This window comes from Actinomadura macra NBRC 14102, assembly GCF_001552215.1.
Taxonomy (GTDB): Bacteria; Actinomycetota; Actinomycetes; order Streptosporangiales; family Streptosporangiaceae; genus Spirillospora; species Spirillospora macra.
Map to the genome: position 1 here is coordinate 100,944 of NZ_BCQT01000017.1, position 17,923 is coordinate 118,866.

Consider the following 17,923-nt stretch of genomic DNA (forward strand, 5'->3'; position numbering starts at 1 on the left):
CCCCCTCTCAGCTCTGCGCGGCGGCCATGACGGCCTCGTCGACGTCGCGTCCCTCGGCGCGGGCCTTGGCCATGGCGTCCAGGACGCGCCGGTAGTCACGCGGCATGATCTTGGTGAAGCGGGCGCCGGCGGCGTCCCAGTCCGCGAGCAGGCGGCCCGCGACCCGCGACCCGGTCTCGGCGAGGTGCCGCTCGACCAGCGCCCGGACGAACTCCAGGTCACCGTCGTCGAGGGGTTCCAGGTCGACCATCTCGCCGTTGACCCGCTCGGGTACCAGGTCCAGCACGTAGGCGATGCCACCGGACATGCCGGCCGCGAGGTTGCGGCCCGTCCGGCCGAGGACCACCGCGCGGCCACCGGTCATGTACTCGCAGGCGTGGTCGCCGACGCCCTCGACGACGGCGGTCGCGCCGGAGTTGCGGACGCAGAACCGCTCGCCGACGACGCCGCGGGCGAACAGCTCGCCCGAGGTGGCGCCGTACAGGATCACGTTGCCGCCGATGATCTGCTCTTCGGCGGCGAACGCCGCGTCCGCGTGCGGCCGCAACGTCAACCGCCCGCCCGACAGGCCCTTGCCGACGTAGTCGTTGGCGTCGCCGGTCAGCCGGAGCGTCACCCCGCGTGGCAGGAACGCGCCGAAGGAGTTGCCCGCCGAACCGGTGAAGGAGACGTCGATGGTGTCGTCGGGCAGGCCCGCGCCGCCCCACTTCTTGGTCACCTCGTGGCCGAGCATGGTGCCGACCGTCCGGTTGACGTTGCGGATCGGCAGCTCCAGCCGCACCGCGTCACCGAAGGCGATGGCCCCTTCGGCAAGCTGGATCAGCGTGTTGTCCAGCGCCTTCTCCAGCCCGTGGTCCTGGTCGGTGACCCGGTGCAGGGCCGCGCCGGCGGGACGGTCCGGGGCGTGCAGGATCGGGCTGAGGTCCAGCCCGGCCGCCTTCCAGTGCTCGACGGCCTTGCGGGTGTCGAGCATCTCGACGTGCCCGATCGCCTCGTCCAGCGAGCGCAAGCCGAGCGCCGCCAGGTACTCGCGGACCTCCTCGGCGACGAACTCGAAGAAGTTGACGACGAACTCGGGCTTGCCGGCGAACCGCCGCCGCAGGACGGGGTTCTGGGTGGCGACGCCGACCGGACAGGTGTCCAGGTGGCAGACCCGCATCATGATGCAGCCCGACACCACCAGCGGCGCGGTGGCGAAGCCGAACTCCTCGGCGCCGAGCAGCGCGGCGATCACGACGTCCCGGCCGGTCTTCATCTGCCCGTCAGCCTGCACGACGATGCGGTCGCGCAGCCCGTTCAGCAGCAGCGTCTGCTGGGTCTCGGCGAGGCCGAGCTCCCAGGGCGCGCCCGCGTGCTTGAGGGAGGTGAGCGGCGAGGCGCCGGTACCGCCGTCGTGCCCGGAGATGAGGACCACGTCGGCGTGCGCCTTGGACACCCCCGCCGCGACCGTGCCGACCCCGACCTCGGCGACGAGCTTGACGTGCACGCGCGCCGCGGGGTTGGCGTTCTTCAGGTCGTGGATGAGCTGCGCCAGGTCCTCGATCGAGTAGATGTCGTGGTGCGGCGGCGGGGAGATCAGGCCGACGCCGGGGGTGGAGTGCCGGGTCTTGGCGATCCACGGGTAGACCTTGTGGCCGGGCAGCTGGCCGCCCTCGCCGGGCTTGGCGCCCTGCGCCATCTTGATCTGGACGTCGTCGGCGTTCGTGAGGTACTCGGAGGTGACGCCGAACCTGCCGGACGCCACCTGCTTGATGGCGCTGCGGCGCAAGTCCCCGTTCTCGTCCGGGGTAAACCGGATGGGGTCCTCGCCGCCCTCGCCGGTGTTGGACTTGCCGCCGAGCCGGTTCATCGCGATGGCGAGGGTCTCGTGCGCCTCGGCCGAGATCGAGCCGTAGGACATCGCGCCGGTGGAGAACCGCTTGACGATCTCCGACACCGGCTCGACCTCGTCGATCGGCACCGGCTCGCGGTCGCCCTCCCTGAGCCCGAACAGCCCGCGGAGGGTCATCAGCTCCTCGGCCTGCGAGTCGACCTTGGACGTGTACTCCTTGAAGATCTCGTAGCGGCGGGTGCGGGTGGCGTGCTGGAGCTTGAACACCGTGTCCGGGTTGAACAGGTGCGGCTCGCCCTCGCGGCGCCACTGGTACTCGCCGCCGATCTCCAGGGTCCGGTGCGCGGGCTCGTTGCCGCCCGCCGGGTAGGCGCGGCGGTGCCGCTCGGCGACCTCGCGGGCCAGCACGCCGAAGCCGACGCCGCCGAGCCGGGAGGTGGTGCCGGTGAAGCAGCGCGCCACCACGTCCGCACCGAGGCCGATCGCCTCGAAGATCTGCGCGCCGGTGTAGGACGCCACCGTGGACACGCCCATCTTGGACATGACCTTCAGGACGCCCTTGCCATAGGCCTTCACGAGATTCCGGACGGCCTGGCCCGGCTCCAGGCCCTCGAGGCTCCCGCCGCGGACGAGATCCTCGACGGTCTCGATGGCCAGGTACGGGTTGATCGCCGACGCGCCGTACCCGATGAGCAGCGCCATGTGGTGGCACTCGCGGGCCTCGCCGGTCTCGATCACCAGGCCCACCCGCGTGCGGGTCTTCTCCCGGATCAGGTGGTGGTGGACGGAGCCGGTGAGCAGCAGCGACGGGATCGCCGCGCGGGCGGAGTCGGCGCCGCGGTCCGACAGCACGATGATCCGCGCGCCGGCGTCGATGGCCCGTCCGACCTCGGCGTTGATCTCCTGGAGGCGCGCCTCCAGTGCCTCTCCCCCGCCGGCGACGTCGTACAGGCCGTGCACCACGTGCGCCTGCAGGTGCGGCAGCGAGCCCTCGTCGTTGATATGGATGATCTTGGAGAGTTCGTCGTTGTCCAGGATCGGGGTGGGCAGCACGAGCCGCCGGCACGAGTCCGGGCCGGGTTCGAGGAGGTTGCCCTCCGGGCCGAGGGTGGACTGCAGCGAGGTGACGAGCTCCTCGCGGATCGCGTCCAGCGGCGGGTTGGTGACCTGGGCGAACAGCTGCTTGAAGTAGTCGAACAGCAGCCGCGGGCGCTCCGACAGCACCGCGATCGGGGTGTCGGTGCCCATCGACCCGATCGGCTCGGCGCCGGTCCGCGCCATCGGCCCGAGGATGATCCGCTGCTCTTCGAAGGTGTAGCCGAACGTCTGCTGGCGCTTGACGAGCGTCGCGTGCGTCGGGATCTCCCGCTCGCGCTGCGGCAGCTCCTCGAACCGCACGAGGCCCTCGTGCAGCCACTGCCGGTACGGGTGCTCGGCGGCCAGCTCGGCTTTGACCTCGTCGTCCTCGACGATCCGGCCGGCCTCGGTGTCGACGAGGAAGATCTTGCCGGGCTGCAGCCGGCCCTTGCGGACGACCTTGCCGGCCGGGATGTCCAGGACGCCGGCCTCGCTTGCCAGCACGACCAGCCCGTCGTCGGTCATCCAGTAGCGGCCGGGGCGCAGGCCGTTGCGGTCGAGGACGGCGCCGACGACGGTTCCGTCGCTGAAGCTGACGCTGGCCGGGCCGTCCCACGCCTCCATCAGGGTGGAGTGGAACTCGTAGAAGGCGCGGCGGTCGGCGTCCATCTCGGCGTGGTTCTCCCACGCCTCGGGGATCATCATCAGCACGGCGTGCGGCAGCGACCGGCCGCCGAGGTGCAGCAGCTCCAGGCACTCGTCGAACGAGGCGGTGTCGCTGGCCTCGATGTCAATCACCGGGTAGATCCGGGACAGGTCGCCGGGGATCAGGTCGGAGCGCAGCAGCGCCTCGCGGGCGCGCATCCAGTTGCGATTACCCTTCACCGTGTTGATCTCGCCGTTGTGGGCGATGAACCGGTACGGGTGGGCCAGCTCCCAGGCGGGGAAGGTGTTGGTCGAGAACCGCGAGTGCACGAGCGCGATCGCGCTGGTGAAGCGGCGGTCGGACAGGTCGGGGAAGAACGGCTCCAGTTGCGGGGTCGTCAGCATCCCCTTGTACACGATCGTCCGGCTGGACAGGCTCGGGAAGTAAACCGGCACGTCCTGCTCGGCGCGCTCGCGCATGCAGAACACGGCACGGTCCAGTTCCAGGCCCGTCTTGGCGCTGTGCGGGCCGCCGGCGGCGGGGGCGATGAACAGCTGGGCGAAGTGCGGCATGACCCGGCGGGCGGCGGGGCCGGTGAACTCGGGGTCGTGCGGGAGCTCGCGCCAGCCGAGGACCGTCAGGCCCTCCTCGACGCACAGCGTCTCGACGCGGGCGACCGCGGCGGCGCGCTCGCCCGCGTCCGCGGGCAGGAACGCGACTCCGGCCGCATAGGCGCCGGCCTCGGGGAGCCCGAAGCCGCACACCTCGCGGAAGAAGGCGTCCGGGATCTGGACGAGGATGCCGACACCGTCGCCGTCGTCGGGCTCGGCGCCGACGGCGCCGCGGTGGTCCAGGTTCTTCAGGACGGTCAGGGCGTTCTGGACGATCTCGTGGCTCTTGCGCCCGTGCAGGTCGGCGACCATGCCGACACCGCAGGCGTCATGCTCGTTCGCCGGGTCGTACAGCCCCTGGGGATGAGGGCGGCCCGGGGGCCCGGCAGCAGGTGTGAGGGCAGCAGAAGCCATCAACCCTCCCGTCGTCGTCGTGTCGTGTCACTGCTTCGATGTCAGTGCAGTCCGGGACGACGTTGGCCCTGCTGCGGTGAGATGACATTACATCACTGTCGGGATCATGCCCGACTACACCGGATAGCGAAACTTCTCCGCGCTGATCGGCTTGTGCGTCATCTCTGAGTGGTTTAGACCATCATACCGGGCGCGCCTGCGGGCACCCGGGCGCTGACCTGGTGAGGATCATCACCGGGACACGATGTTTACCGTGCGAAAACGGAAATGTGCCCGTAACCCGCTCAGTCGGAGGGGCGTCCGGAGGCACGCGCCGCCCGGCCGAGCACCGCCGGCGCCTTACCGCCCTCGATCAACATCGACAGCAGCGTCTCGTCCCTCTCGTCGCCCCTGCCGTCCAGGCGCTGGACCCAGGAGACGACCGCGAAATGACCCATGGCCAGACCGCGCGCCATCCCGAAGTCCCGGCCGAACGAGGCGAGCGGGGCCGGGGCCTCCAGGGGGCGGACGAAACCGCCGCCGCGGGTGTGGTCCAGGAGGTCGACGAACCGGTCGGCGTCCGCCGAGCCGGTCAGGTTGAACACCGCGACGGCCAGCCCGTACCCGCGTTTGGTGTCGGCGTAGATCCCCCGGGCGACCTGCGCGCACCCGCCGCGCCTCAGGTCCCCGGCGACGGTCGCGCCCCACACGGCGGCGGTGCAGTCACGCTCCACGCGCTTGGAGCGCAGCCTCAGCGTGACACCGCTGTCCGGAACGATCACCCTCTCCGCCGAGGACGGGAACGCCTCCTCCACCGTCAGCGGTGCCGGGTCCGCGGTACGCGCGGCGATGCCCGCGTATGCCTCGGAGGTCGGCGAACTGGAGTAGGAGGTGGGTGAGGGGCCGCTACTCGCCGCACTGCCCAGCACCACGGCAGGCGCACGTCCCGCGACGGAGTCGTCGCCGCCCTGGAGCAGGACCCCGGCACCCAGGGCAACCATCACGACGGCGCCGAGTGCCCCGGCGGCCCAGAAGTACACCTTCGCTCCGGCCCTCCGGCCAGGTCCAGGCCCGCTGTCCGGGGCGGCCGGAGCCCTGCGCTCGCTCTGCCGGGCCGGCGCGCGTCCTGCCGCGCGCTTCTTCGCCTTGGCGGAACGCCGGGGCGCCGGCGGGACGTCGGAGCTCGCGGTCTCCGCACCGCCGAAGTTCGGGGGAACGGACCGGCCGGGGGCCCTGCCCGGATTCCTGCGCGGGGCGGCCCGTCCCCGGCCGGATCGGCTCACCGGGGCTCGGCGTGGGCCGCCTCCGCGGCGGCCGGGCTGATCGGGATCCACGACGGCGCAGACTACCGCCCGCGGGCGGGTGACCCGCCCCTGCACGGCAGGGTCACCGCCGCTTCCCGCCGCCAACGAGGTCGAGCCGTCCCCACACGAAGTCGGCGGGCTTCTCGATCACCAGGCTCACGTCGATCATCTCGTTGAGCGAGGCGGGCTGGACGCCGCCGGCCCGCTCCACCCAGGTCACGACGGCATAGTGGCCGTAGGTCTTGGCGTAGGCGGCGCTGAACCCGGCGCCGAACGCGGGCACGCCGGGTGGGTTCAGGGGCCGTACCCAGCCCGCCCCGGTGGCCTTGTCGAGGTCGCGCTGGACCTGCTTGACGCCGTCCTCGCTCGCGAGGTTGACCACGATGAACTGGCCGACGTACTTCTTGTCGGCGCTCACGTAGGCGCCGCGCAGGATCTGCGAGCATCCGTACTTGGCCAGGTCGCCCTGAAGGCGGGCGCCCCAGGTCACGCTCTTGCAGTCGGCCGTCAGGTTCGAGGCCGCCAGGGTGAAGGAGTACTTGCCGGACGCGAGTGTCTTGGCGTCTCCGCCGAGCGCCTCAGCCTCGGTGATGGGCCGCTTGTCGACGTCGCGCGAGGCGATCCGGGTGAATCCCTCACCGCTGAAATCGGGGGTGTAGGCCGTCGGCAGGACGTTCTTGGGTGCGCTCCCACCGTCACCGCCGCCCAGCAGGACCACCGCCGCGACCGCGACCACCACGGCGGCCACCGCGGCGCCCGCACCGTAGAGGATCTTGCGGTTCGGGCGCTTGCGGTCGCCCTCCGGTTTGTCGGCGGGCCAGAAGTCCTGTCCGCCTTCGGGTGTGGCCCCTGGGGAACCTGTGTCACGAGCCTCGATCACGTCCCGGAGCTTAGCGGTCCGCCCTACCCCCGCGTGGCCAAAAGGGCGTTTCATCCGGATTCATTGGCGCTAGATTCCGTTACTGCCGATCAGCGCGCCGACCCCGTACGTGATCGCGGCCGCGGCGGCTCCGAACAGCAACTGCCGCAGCCCGCCGTACCACCAGGCGCGGGTGGTCACACGCGACACCAGCACCCCCGCGCAGAACAACCCGACCGCCGCGAGCGCCGCGGCGGGCCACAGGCTGCTGCCGCCTAGCAGGTACGGCAACACCGGCAGAAGCGCGCCCACCGCGAACGCCAGGAACGACGAGCCCGCCGCGAGGACCGGCGAGGGCAGATCGCCCGGGAACACCCCGAGTTCCTCTCGCGCGTGCATCTCCAGGGCCTCCTCCGGATCGCGCGACAGCTGTCGGGCGACCTCGGCGGCCGTCACCGGGTCGACGCCGCGCGCCTCGAAGACCTCGGCGAGCTCGCGCTCCTCGGCCACCGGGTGGCGCGCCAGTTCCAGCCGCTCCACCTCGATCTCGGCCTGCGCCAGTTCGCTCTGGGACGCGACGGAGATGTACTCCCCCGCCGCCATCGAGAACGCGCCCGCCGCCAGCCCGGCCAGGCCCGCCAGCAGCACGACCTTCTGACTCGCGTGGCCGCCCGCGATCCCCGCGATCAGCGCGAAATTGGACACCAGCCCGTCCATCGCGCCGAACACCGCCGGCCGCAGCCAGCCGCCGCTCACATCACGGTGCTCGTGGTGATGCTCATTCGCCCCGGACACCTCAGCCGCTTCCTACTTCCCGTCCTTGACGGGCTCTCCCTTCCCCGCGTCATCGGACGCGGCGGCGGCACCGTCGCCGTTATTGTCCCCGGCCGCCGCATCAGTACCGGTTCCGGGGTCCCGGTCTGGTTCTTCGCCCTTGTCCTCGTCGGGTCGAGCGTCCTCGGCCGTGGGCTCGACCACCGGTTCGGACTCCTCGGCCGTAGGCTCGTCGGGCTCGGCTTCCTGGGCCTCGGATTGCTCGGTCTCGGGCTCCGGCGCCTCGGAATCCTCGGTCTCCGGCTGCGCGGGCTCGGCGGCCTCGCCCGCCTCGCCCGCCTCGCCCGCCTCGGCCTTCTCCGCCTCCTCGGACTGCGCGTCGGACTCCGCGGCAGGTTCCACCGCGGCGGTGGACGATCCGTCCGCGGCCACCTGGCCGACGTTCTCCACGCCGGTCCGCCCGCGGGAAAGGTAGAGGTAGGCGACCGCGCCCAGGAACACGACGATCGACGTCCAGTCGTTCAGCCGCATGCCGAGGAAGTGGTGGGCGTCGTCGATGCGCAGCGCCTCGATCCAGAACCGGCCCACGGTGTAGGCGGCGACGTACAGGGCGAACGCGCGTCCGTGGGTGAGCTTGTACCGGCGGTCGGCCCAGATCACGAGGATCGCGACCCCGACGCACCACAGCGACTCGTACAGGAACGTCGGGTGGTAGGTCGCCACGTCGGCGTACTTCGGGTCGAGCGGGGCGAGGCCGTTGCCCGACAGCCTCGGCCGCTGGTCGCGGTCGATCTCCAGGGCCCAGAAGGTATCGAGCGGGCGCCCGTACAGCTCCTGGTTCCAGTAGTTGCCCCAGCGGCCGATGGCCTGGCCCAGGGCGATCCCGGGCGCCACCGCGTCGCCGAGGGCCAGCACCGAGATGCCACGGCGGCGGCACCCGATGATCGCTCCGACGGCACCCAGCAGAACGGCGCCCCAGATGCCGAGTCCACCCTCCCAGATCTTCAGCGCCCTGGCCGGATCACCGTCGTCGCCGAAGTAGCGCTGGTAATCGGTGATCACGTGATAGACACGCCCGCCGACCAGGCCGAACGGGACGGCCCACACCGCCACGTCCACGATCACGCCGGGCGTGCCGCCCTTGGCGGCCCAGCGCCGCTCGCCGAGCCACACGGCGACGACGATGCCAAGGATGATCATGATGGCGTAGGCGCGGATCGGGAGGGGCCCGAGGTGCCAGACGCCCTGTGCGGGACTCGGGATGGAGGCGAGCGGCTGCATGGGCGTGAACGTTACCGCGTCCCGGCCGTCCCCGTGGCACTCCTGCCGCCGGAGCCCGGTGCGCCCCCGCCCGCCTCGGCGACGGCCTTGCGGAGCGCGTCCGGTGAGCCGAGGACGTCGTCGCCGGCCTTCCTGCCGTCGAGGGCCAGATACGGGGTCGAGTTGACGCCGGCCTTCCCCGCGAGCGCGGTGACCTGTTCGACCGTCTCCATCTTCTCGGCCCCGTTGACGCAGGCGGCGAACTCGGCGTCGGTGATACCGGTCTCTCCCGCCCACGCGATCAGTTGCGGGTTGGTGAAGCCGGTGTCGCCCTCATCGGGCTGGTGGGCGTAGATGGTGTCGTGGTACTGCACCCACTGGTCGGCGGGAGCGCAGGCGGCGGCGTTCGCGGCCCGCCGCGAGTTGGACATCAGCGGGTCCTGCTGGAAGAGCTGGAACGGCCGGTAGACGACCTTCGCCCTGCCCTGCGCGGCGAGTTCCTTGAGCGTGCCGCCCTGCCGTTCCTCCAGCGCCAGGCAGGCGGGGCACTGGAAGTCCTCGTACAGCTCCAGGACGGGACCGGTGACACCCGGCTGCGCCATCGCGATCGAACCGTCGCGCTGCCGGACCGCCGGTGCGAGGGCGCCCTTGTAGTCCCCGACGGTCGCATGGTCGCGGCCGCCGACCACGATCACCACGGCCGCGACCGCGGTCGCGGCGAAGACCACCGTCCCGGTGACGACCACCAGCGCACGCCTCCGCCGCCCCCGGGCCGCCGCGCGTGCCCCGTCGTCCGCGAGCCGGTGGCGCGCGGTCTCCTTGCCTTCGGCCTTGCTCATCGATCCCTCGTTTCAACCCGTCACCAGTTCGCTACGCAGCGTACGAGCGCGGGACGCCGGGACGGCAACGCCGCGCCGTTCCCAGTGGAACGGCGCGGCGTGTCTGCCGGAATTGCGCGGATCTCAGCCGGTCACTTGCCCCCGCCCGCGGCGGCGACGGCCGCCTTCAGCGCGTCGCTGTTCATCAGCTGGCTCTGCAGATCCAGGGGCTTGCCGTCCAGGAAGACGGTCGGGGTGCCCTCGACCTTGCGGGTCTCCAGGGCGTACTTCGTCATCGCGTCGACCTGGGGCTTCTTCTGCTCGTCTCGGACGCACTTCTCGAAGTTCGGGTCGGTGACGCCGACGTCCTTGCCCCACTTGACGAGGTCATCGGGCGAGAAGCCCTTGGAGCCCTCGGCGGGCTGGAACTTGAAGAGCGCATCGTGGTAGGAGATCCACTTGTCGGCGGGAACGCACAGCGCCGCCTCGGCCGAACGCAGCGAGTTGATCTTGACGGGGTCCTTCTGCTGGCCGAACAGGTGGAACGGCCGGTAGACGACCTTGACCTTGCCCTCGGCGGCCAACTGCAGGACGGTCTTGCCGCTGCTCTCCTCGAACTGCTTGCAGATCGGACACTGGAAGTCCTCGAAGATCTCCAGCACCGGTTTGGTCACGCCCGGCTTGGCCATCACGATGGAGCCGTCGGCGTCGCGGCTGAGCGGAGCGACCGCGCCCTGGTGGACCTCGGCGCGGCTGTTCTTCCCGCGCTGGTCCATCACGATCACGACCGCGACGACGATCACCGCCACCGCGACCACCGAACCGACGACGATGGCGAGCAGCCGCCGCTGCTTCTGCCGCGCGGCCTGCCGCTTGCGCTCGACGGCCAGGCGCTCCCGCGCGGACCGCTCTCGTGCGGCCTTGCTCATGGGTGGATCTCCTATGCATGGGGGCCGCGACTGCCGCGCGGCGCGGGTTCCGGCGAGACTAGTCGACTTGACCGATCCGCTGGAATTCGTCAAAAAGGATCAAGAAGAAAAGGACGATCGTGATGGCGTGGACGCCGGTGCACCACAAGCAGATCTTGTGCAGGATCGCCAGTTCCACGGTAACCAGATAGACGACCATCAGCACACCGGTGGACACGGCCGCCAGCCGGCCCCAGCGCAGCGGCGGCCATGGGGATCGCAGCGCCCACGGCGTGATCAGCGCCGCGAACCCGACGAAGAACGCCAGCCCGAGCAGCGGCATCGGAATCCCGATTAGCGTCGAGTACTTGCTCGTGGTGACGGCGTGGCAGTCCACGGTGCCGGACGCCGAGCACACCAGCGCGTCCTCGTCGTAGTGCGAGATCGTCAAATAGACCGAGATCCCGAAGCCGGCCAAGGTCAGCAGCCAGGCCACGGGCTGGAACCAGAGGGGCCGGGACGGGCCGGGCGCCGTCCCGTCCCGCTCCCCGGCCGTCATCTCTTGCGTCATCGTGATCCTTCCGGGAGCGCCGCCTCGCTGCGTCGGCGAACACACCCTACGGGAGAGCGCGGGCACCACAAGCAAGAACCTGGTGGGGCACGCGCGAGTTCCCGGAAGGACGAGGAACCCCCTCAGCGGCCCTTGCGGACCCCGGCGGCGAGCTCCTCGGTCAGCGCGCGCACACCGGCCACGCCCGAGGCCAGGTCGGGCGCGTCCAGCAGCCGCCGGACGTACGCCGACCCGACGATGACACCGTCCGCGAACCCGGCGACCTCCGCCGCCTGGGCGCCGTTGCCGACACCGAGTCCAAGCCCGATCGGCAGTTCCCGGCCGCTCTCCCCGATGATCGCCCGGGTGCGCTCCACCAGCTGGGGCGCCCCGGTGTCGACGGCGGTGCGGGCGCCGGTCACGCCCATCAGCGAGGCCGCGTAGACGAACCCGCGGCACGCGCTGGTGATCGTCTTGATGCGCTCGTCGGTGGAGCTGAGCGCGACGAGGAACACCCGGTCGAGACCGTGCCCGTCGGACGCCGCGAGCCACGCGCCGCCCTCTTCCGGAGTGAGGTCGGGAGTGATCAGCCCGCTGCCGCCCGCGGACGCCAGGTCGCGGGCGAAGGAGTCGACGCCGTAGTGGTCGACGGGGTTCCAGTAGGTCATCACGAGCGTCGGGACGCCGGTGGCGGAGACGGCCTCGACCGTCCTGAACACGTCGGCGACGCGGACGCCGCCCACGAGCGCCTGGTGCACGGCGTCCTGGATGGTGGGGCCGTCCATCATCGGGTCGGTGTAGGGCAGGCCGATCTCGATGACGTCGCAGCCCGCGTCCACCATGGCCTTCGCGGCCTCGATGGCACCCTCGCAGCTGGGGAACCCGGCGGGCAGGTAACCGACGAGCGCCGCGCGGTCCTCGGCGCGGGCCTTGTCGTAGGCGGTCTGGACGCTCACTCGCCCGCTCCTTCCGGCATCAGACCGAAGAAGCCGGCGGCCGTGTGCATGTCCTTGTCGCCCCGCCCGGACAGGCACACCAGCACGGTGGCGTCCGGGCCGAGCTCCTTGCCGACCTTGAGCGCCCCGGCGAGCGCGTGCGCGGACTCGATGGCGGGGATGATCCCCTCCGTCCGGCACAGCAGCGCGAACGCCTCCATCGCCTCCGCGTCGGTGATCTCCCGGTACTCGGCGCGGCCGGAGTCGTGCAGCCACGAATGCTCGGGACCGACACCGGGATAGTCGAGTCCCGCCGAGATCGAATGGGTCTCCAGGGTCTGGCCGTCATCGTCCTGGAGCAGATAGGTGCGCATGCCGTGGATGACGCCCAGGGACCCGCCGACGAGCGTCGCCGCGTGCCGGCCGGTGCCCACGCCGTCCCCGCCGGCCTCGAACCCGAACAGCCGGACGGACTCGTCCGGGACGAACGCGTGGAAGGTGCCGATCGCGTTGGACCCGCCGCCGACGCACGCCACGACGGCGTCCGGCAGAGCGCCGGTCAGTTCCAGACACTGCCGCCGGGCCTCGACCCCGATGATCCGCTGGAAGTCGCGGACCATCATCGGGAACGGGTGCGGGCCCATGACCGAGCCGATGCAGTAGTGGGTCTTCTCCACACTGGCGACCCAGTCGCGGAACGCCTCGTTGCAGGCGTCCTTGAGCGTCCGGCTACCGGTCCGCACCGGCACGACCTCGGCGCCGAGCATCCGCATCCGGGCGACGTTGAGGGCCTGCCGCTCGGTGTCGACCTCGCCCATGTAGACGGTGCACTCCAGGCCGAGCAGCGCCGCCGCCGTGGCGGTGGCGACCCCGTGCTGGCCCGCGCCCGTCTCGGCGATCACGCGAGTCTTGCCCATCCGCCGGGTGAGCAGCGCCTGCCCCAGCACGTTGTTGATCTTGTGGGAACCGGTGTGGTTGAGATCCTCGCGCTTGAGCAGCACGCGGGCACCGGCATGCTCGGAGAAGCGCTTGGCCTCGGTCAGCAGGCTCGGGCGGCCCGCATACCCGGCGAGCAGTTCGTCCAGCTCGGCGGTGAAGGCGGGGTCACCCTTGGCGGTCTCGAACTCGCGGGTGAGCTCGTCCAGCGCCGCCATGAGCGCCTCGGGGGCGAACCGTCCGCCGAAGGGGCCGAAGTGGCCCGTCGCATCGGGCACGGCAGTGGTGTCGATGGTCATCTGAGAAACGCGTCCTGTCGAGAAGAAGGGGCTGATCCGGTCATGGGGACGTGGGAAAAGCCCGCCATCGCTCCCGTAGCGGCTCCGCTCGCACGGCCGTCAACTCCCCTGCCGCAGGGCCGGATGCGCGCCCGCGGCGACCAGATCGGCGACGGCGGCCCGCGGGTTCTTGCCGATCACCAAGCTCTCCCCCACCAGCACCGCGTCGGCACCGCTGGAGGCGTAGGCGAGCAGGTCGTGCGGCCCCCGTACCCCAGACTCGGCGATCTTGACGACGTCCTTCGGAATCAGCGGCGCGACCCTCGCGAACACCCCGCGGTCGACCTGGAGCGTCCGCAGATCCCGCGCGTTCACGCCGATCACCCTGGCGCCCGCGTCCACCGCGCGCGCCGCCTCCTCCTCGGTGTGCACCTCGACCAGCGGCAACAGCCCGATCGACTCGGCGCGCTCCACCAGCGAGACCAGCGCGTCCTGCTCCAGCGCGGCGACGATCAGCAGCGCCATGTCGGCCCCGTAGGCGCGGGCCTCCCACAGCTGGTAGGAGGTGACGATGAAGTCCTTGCGCAGGACAGAGACCCCGACATTGGCGCGCACCTCGGCCAGATCGTCCAGGCTGCCGCCGAACCGGCGCCGCTCGGTCAGCACGCTGATCACCCTGGCACCACCCGCCTCGTAGTCGCGGGCCAGCGCGGCGGGGTCGGCGATGGCGGCGAGCGCGCCCTTGGACGGGCTGCTGCGCTTGACCTCGGCGATGACCGACACCCCCTGCCCGCGCAGCGCGCCGAGCGCGTCACGCGGAGCCGGAGCGGCCGCCGCCTTCTCCTTGAGTGCGTCGAGCGGGACCTCTCGCTGCCTGTCCGCGAGATCGGCCCGGACGCCCTCGATGATCTCGTCCAGCACGCTCAAGGTGGTAGGCCCCCTATTTCAGGTCGTTCCGTGCACCGATCGTAGCCCGGTTTATCTGGAGGCGACCCCCAGACCCCCGCTGTTGTCTACCTGGGGGGCGACCCCCAGACCCCCGGCTGCGCGACTCGCCACCTCCTCACTCCGCTAGCGCTCCGCTCCGGGGGCGCGGCGCGCCGGGCATGCCCGCTGCGCTCGCTCCGGTGCCTGTCCCGTAACCGCCGGCTGAGGTTCAGCCTGCCGACCGAGGTACGACCTTGTCGGGGGCTGAGGTTCGGTTCTCAGGGCGCCAGCACGTGGCCGAAGGGGAGGTTGCGCACGATCCAGAACACGAGCAGGACGCCGAGGAGGCCGTAGGCAGCCACCGGCCGAAGCAGGAGTGACTGCATCGGCTGACCCCGCGCGGCCAGGACGGTCCATCTGACGTACAGGTATCCGAGCACGGGCAGGAGCAGGAAGACCACCGGGTTGAGCCCGAACGCCGTCCCCACGTCCCCGTGCGCGAGCGCATGAACGAGCCGCGTCGCTCCGCATCCCGGGCAGTAGTACCCGGTCAGAAAGAGGAACGGGCATCCCGGATAGTGACCGGGCTCGTTGGGATCCACCTTGGCGACGACCAGCACCGCGGCCGCGATCCCGCCCAGTACGACACCCTGCCGCCACAACCCCCGCAAAGACGCAAGCGTCACCCCCCAACCGTAGAGGAGCACGCAGGCAAGCACGAAACCCCGACCCCGGCGGATTCGAACCCCAGCCGACGGCCTGAACCGCACCCCGGCAGAGTTGAACCTCAGTTGACGGTTACGAGAAAGGCACGCGGAGCGAGCGCCAGCGATGTAGGAGGGGCGAGCCGCGCAGCCGGGGGTCTGGGGCCCCCAATTAGCTATCGAGCACGTAGCCGACGCCGCGGACTGTGCGGATGGGGCTGGCCTGGCCCAGTTTGGCACGGAGTTGGGCGACGTGGACGTCGACGGTGCGGCTGCCTGCGCCGGCGCCGGTGCCCCAGGCGGCGTCCAGGAGTTGCTCGCGGGTGAAGACGCGGCCGGGGTTGCCCATCAGGAATTCGAGCAGGTCGAACTCGGTGACGGTGAGCGCGACCTTGCGGTCGCCGACGGTGGCGGAGCGGCCGCGGGTGTCGAGGGCGACGGGGCCGGCGTGCAGGAGGCCGGGGGTGTCGGGGAGGTCGGTGTGGCGGAGGGCCTCGGTGACGGCGGTGACGAGGACGCGGGGGGCGAACGGGCGCTCCACGCGGTGGTCGCCGAAGGCGCGCTGGACCGCGGGGTCGAGGGGGCCGGTGACGGCGATGACGGGGGCGGGCGTGGCGGCGTCGGCGACGCGGCGGTACAGGTCGGCGGGCAGCGCGGTGGTGGACAGGTCGAGGACGACCGCGTCGGGTCCGGCTTTCGCGGCGGTTGCGGGGGCCTGGGCGGGGTCGGGCTCGATCTCGACGTCGAAGCCCTCGCGGGCGAGGTAGCGGCGTTGCAGTTCGGCGACGGCCGGGTCGTGCTCGACGACGAGGACGAGGCCGCCACCGTCGGCGGTCATGGGCGGCCGTTCCGGTGGGCCGTCGGGTCCTCGCCGCGGTCGAGCGACTTCCATAGGGCGGACGGGTCGTCCTCGGCGGTGGGCTTGGGGGCGCGGTCGTAGCGGGACGACATGCCGGGCCAGCGGGCGCCGCGGACGAGGGTGAGCAGGCCGCCGGCGGCGAGGACGACGCCGCCGGTGACCGAGGCCATCCACCACAGGGTCACGTCCGTGGCCGGGTGGCCGTCGAGGCTCAGCAGGGTGCTGCGCTCGGCGACGGCGGACAGGACGTGGGCGCGCTGGACGGAGGCGGCCGAGGCGTAGGCGATCCCGGCGCCGAAGAGGGCGATCAGGCCGCCGACGGCGGCGCGCAGCCGTCCGGACGTGGCGAACAGGGCGGCGAGCCCCGCGAGGCCGGCGAGACCGAGGGCGGCGGCGGTGCCGCTGAGGTCGCGTCCACTGAGGTGGTGCGCGACGGGGGTGATGGAGTCCCCGGCGTGCACGGTGGCCCAGGTGCGGCCGGCGGCGAGCAGCGCGAGCCCGGCGCCGGCGGCGCACAGCAGCGCCGTCAGGCCGCGTTCACGGCCGGGGGTCATGAGCCGGTGTCAGGGCGTTCCCCGACCACGGCGTCCAGGACGTCGGCGTCCCAGCAGGTGCGGTCGCCGGTGTGGCAGGCGGCGCCGACCTGGTCGACCTTGACGAGGATGGCGTCGGCGTCGCAGTCGAGCGCGACGGACTTGACCCACTGCTGGTGCCCGGAGCTGTCGCCCTTCACCCAGTACTCCTGGCGGCTGCGCGACCAGTAGGTGCAGCGGCCGGTGGTCAGGGTGCGGTGCAGGGCCTCGTCGTCCATCCAGCCGAGCATGAGCACCTCGCCGGTGTCGTACTGCTGAGCGATGGCGGGCAGCAGGCCGGCGGGGTCGCGCTTCAGGCGGTCTGCGATCGTGGGGTCCAGGTCGGACGGTCGGGCTGACATGCGGTCCATTGTGCCGGGTGCGGCGCCGAGGGCGGCACAAGGGGCCCTGCGACACGAAAGGGCCCGGCCCCCGAGGGGGACGGGCCCTGACGTACGACTACGGGTGTTACAGGGGGACGACCTGGTCGGCCTGCGGACCCCGGTTACCCTGCGTCACCTCGAACTGGACGCGCTGGTTCTCGTCCAGCGTGCGGTATCCGGAGGACTGGATCGCCGAGTAGTGCACGAAGACATCAGGTCCTCCGCCGTCCACGGCGATGAAACCGAAGCCCTTCTCGGCGTTGAACCACTTCACGGTGCCCTGCTGGGGCATGTCTTTCTCCTTGCGGCAAAACACGGGCCCACACCTCGCGGGCCCGGCGCGGTCGCTGCGGAACGCTCTCGCCCCCCGGTACGGTCCCGGAAAAGCCAAAACGCCCGCTGCCATCAGTCCGCGGGCGTCTGGACAAACGATCGAGAACCACGACTGCAACCGACGGGCCCACCGTATCACCGGTTCCGCGTAAAGCGGAGGAGCCGCAAGGCTTGCGTTTCTTCTTCCAGCGAACCCTGCCGTTACCTGCCCGTTAAAGACTCCAACCGGTCTCGGTCAGGGTCTTGACAGAGTCCGTGGCGCCCGTGAGCCGGACGCGCGCGACGTCCCGCCGACCCAGTGCCCACAGGACGAGTTCGCCTACGGGGCCGTGCACGCGCACCGGTCCCGGTGCCCCAGCGCGACGGGCTCGCCGGCCGCCCGAGACCCGCAGGCTGCGACCGTCCGGCTGGACGAGTGTTACCTCAACGTGAACTTTTCTTAGGACAAAGCGGGCAATTTTTATCCTTCGCCAGAGAACGTCCTCTAGTTCGACGGGAAGCTCCCTGGGCTCCCAGTCCGGACGTGCTCGCAGGATGTCCTCATGGTGGACAAAGAACTCGACCCCGTTGGCGATTTTGTCCACGCCGGGAAGCGCGTAGGGCGAGAACTTCGGCGGACCTTGCCGAAACCGTTCCACCAGCTTGTCGAAGGGGACGGCACGCGCCGTGCGACGGCGGACGCGCTCGGTGTAGAAGGCGAGCGGAGGCAGCAGTATTCCGGGCCCGGCGTCCGGTCGTCCCTCGCGGATGACCAGATGAGCCGCGAGGTCTCGGGCGTCCCATCCGGCGCATCGGGTGGGCGCGCTCGGGCCCGCCTCGGCGAGTGCCGCGGCCAGCAGCCGTCGCTCGCCGCGCACGGGGTCGGTTTCGGTCGTGCTCATTGGATGATCGTAAGCCGCGGCGGTAGGGCCGGGAATAAGCGCCCCGCGCCGGTGGTAGGCATATCCAGGCCCGCAAACCCCCCG

The 17,923-nt window shown here is 71.3% G+C and carries 17 protein-coding genes; all 17 read right to left on the minus strand.

Going from position 1 to position 17,923, the window contains the following annotated elements; all coding sequences use genetic code 11:
• Window positions 1-7 precede the first annotated feature (7 nt).
• Window positions 8-4,579, minus strand: coding sequence for a glutamate synthase large subunit (gene gltB / locus AMA02S_RS26520; protein WP_067462730.1), 4,572 nt, complete (start codon window positions 4,577-4,579; stop codon window positions 8-10).
• A gap of 284 nt (window positions 4,580-4,863) precedes the next feature.
• Window positions 4,864-5,598, minus strand: coding sequence for a hypothetical protein (locus tag AMA02S_RS26525; RefSeq protein ID WP_067462734.1), 735 nt, complete (start codon window positions 5,596-5,598; stop codon window positions 4,864-4,866).
• Window positions 5,599-5,944: 346 nt separating this feature from the next.
• A complete protein-coding gene (locus AMA02S_RS26530; RefSeq protein ID WP_067462737.1) occupies window positions 5,945-6,742 on the minus strand; it encodes a hypothetical protein in 798 nt (265 codons plus the stop codon).
• Between the two features lie 69 nt (window positions 6,743-6,811).
• The gene (locus AMA02S_RS26535) at window positions 6,812-7,516 is read right to left on the minus strand and encodes a VIT1/CCC1 transporter family protein (protein ID WP_067462739.1); all 705 of its coding nucleotides are present in this window, start codon (window positions 7,514-7,516) and stop codon (window positions 6,812-6,814) included.
• Between the two features lie 12 nt (window positions 7,517-7,528).
• The gene (gene lgt / locus AMA02S_RS26540) at window positions 7,529-8,776 is read right to left on the minus strand and encodes a prolipoprotein diacylglyceryl transferase (protein WP_084265619.1); all 1,248 of its coding nucleotides are present in this window, start codon (window positions 8,774-8,776) and stop codon (window positions 7,529-7,531) included.
• Window positions 8,777-8,787: 11 nt separating this feature from the next.
• A complete protein-coding gene (locus AMA02S_RS26545; protein ID WP_067462742.1) occupies window positions 8,788-9,594 on the minus strand; it encodes a DsbA family protein in 807 nt (268 codons plus the stop codon).
• A gap of 131 nt (window positions 9,595-9,725) precedes the next feature.
• The gene (locus tag AMA02S_RS26550; protein WP_067462745.1) at window positions 9,726-10,502 is read right to left on the minus strand and encodes a DsbA family protein; all 777 of its coding nucleotides are present in this window, start codon (window positions 10,500-10,502) and stop codon (window positions 9,726-9,728) included.
• A gap of 58 nt (window positions 10,503-10,560) precedes the next feature.
• Window positions 10,561-11,052, minus strand: coding sequence for a vitamin K epoxide reductase family protein (locus AMA02S_RS26555; RefSeq protein ID WP_084265620.1), 492 nt, complete (start codon window positions 11,050-11,052; stop codon window positions 10,561-10,563).
• Between the two features lie 122 nt (window positions 11,053-11,174).
• A complete protein-coding gene (trpA, locus tag AMA02S_RS26560; protein ID WP_067462748.1) occupies window positions 11,175-11,987 on the minus strand; it encodes a tryptophan synthase subunit alpha in 813 nt (270 codons plus the stop codon).
• Complete coding sequence (gene trpB, locus AMA02S_RS26565; protein ID WP_067462751.1) at window positions 11,984-13,201, minus strand: tryptophan synthase subunit beta; 1,218 nt, start codon at window positions 13,199-13,201, stop codon at window positions 11,984-11,986. Before trpB ends, trpA begins: the two co-directional genes overlap by 4 nt.
• 99 nt (window positions 13,202-13,300) lie before the next feature.
• On the minus strand, window positions 13,301-14,107 hold the full coding sequence (gene trpC, locus AMA02S_RS26570) for an indole-3-glycerol phosphate synthase TrpC (protein ID WP_084265621.1): 807 nt from the start codon (window positions 14,105-14,107) through the stop codon (window positions 13,301-13,303).
• 278 nt (window positions 14,108-14,385) lie between these two features.
• Entirely contained in the window at window positions 14,386-14,793 is a 408-nt protein-coding gene (locus AMA02S_RS26575) for a DUF2752 domain-containing protein (RefSeq protein WP_245667844.1), read from the minus strand.
• Window positions 14,794-14,983: 190 nt separating this feature from the next.
• Entirely contained in the window at window positions 14,984-15,649 is a 666-nt protein-coding gene (locus AMA02S_RS26580; protein WP_067462760.1) for a response regulator transcription factor, read from the minus strand.
• Complete coding sequence (locus AMA02S_RS26585) at window positions 15,646-16,224, minus strand: Trp biosynthesis-associated membrane protein (protein ID WP_067462763.1); 579 nt, start codon at window positions 16,222-16,224, stop codon at window positions 15,646-15,648. The genes AMA02S_RS26580 and AMA02S_RS26585 overlap by 4 nt, the downstream gene beginning before the upstream one ends.
• Complete coding sequence (gene hisI, locus AMA02S_RS26590) at window positions 16,221-16,604, minus strand: phosphoribosyl-AMP cyclohydrolase (protein ID WP_218005130.1); 384 nt, start codon at window positions 16,602-16,604, stop codon at window positions 16,221-16,223. Before hisI ends, AMA02S_RS26585 begins: the two co-directional genes overlap by 4 nt.
• A 106-nt stretch (window positions 16,605-16,710) precedes the next feature.
• Entirely contained in the window at window positions 16,711-16,917 is a 207-nt protein-coding gene (locus AMA02S_RS26595; RefSeq protein WP_018657218.1) for a cold-shock protein, read from the minus strand.
• Between the two features lie 253 nt (window positions 16,918-17,170).
• Window positions 17,171-17,839: a TIGR03085 family metal-binding protein gene (locus AMA02S_RS40695; protein WP_084265622.1), complete on the minus strand. Its 669-nt coding sequence runs from the start codon at window positions 17,837-17,839 to the stop codon at window positions 17,171-17,173.
• Window positions 17,840-17,923 lie beyond the last annotated feature (84 nt).

Bases quoted from the DNA above. Each gene is read 5' to 3' on its own strand.
- AMA02S_RS40695 (WP_084265622.1), bottom strand. From the start codon at position 17,839: ATGAGCACGACCGAAACCGACCCCGTGCGCGGCGAGCGACGGCTGCTG.
- AMA02S_RS26550 (WP_067462745.1), bottom strand. From the start codon at position 10,502: ATGAGCAAGGCCGCACGAGAGCGGTCCGCGCGGGAGCGCCTGGCCGTC.
- AMA02S_RS26555 (WP_084265620.1), bottom strand. From the start codon at position 11,052: ATGACGCAAGAGATGACGGCCGGGGAGCGGGACGGGACGGCGCCCGGC.
- AMA02S_RS26585 (WP_067462763.1), bottom strand. From the start codon at position 16,224: ATGACCCCCGGCCGTGAACGCGGCCTGACGGCGCTGCTGTGCGCCGCC.
- AMA02S_RS26595 (WP_018657218.1), bottom strand. From the start codon at position 16,917: ATGCCCCAGCAGGGCACCGTGAAGTGGTTCAACGCCGAGAAGGGCTTC.
- hisI (WP_218005130.1), bottom strand. From the start codon at position 16,604: ATGTCAGCCCGACCGTCCGACCTGGACCCCACGATCGCAGACCGCCTG.
- gltB (WP_067462730.1), bottom strand. From the start codon at position 4,579: ATGGCTTCTGCTGCCCTCACACCTGCTGCCGGGCCCCCGGGCCGCCCT.
- AMA02S_RS26545 (WP_067462742.1), bottom strand. From the start codon at position 9,594: ATGAGCAAGGCCGAAGGCAAGGAGACCGCGCGCCACCGGCTCGCGGAC.
- trpB (WP_067462751.1), bottom strand. From the start codon at position 13,201: ATGACCATCGACACCACTGCCGTGCCCGATGCGACGGGCCACTTCGGC.
- AMA02S_RS26580 (WP_067462760.1), bottom strand. From the start codon at position 15,649: ATGACCGCCGACGGTGGCGGCCTCGTCCTCGTCGTCGAGCACGACCCG.
- lgt (WP_084265619.1), bottom strand. From the start codon at position 8,776: ATGCAGCCGCTCGCCTCCATCCCGAGTCCCGCACAGGGCGTCTGGCAC.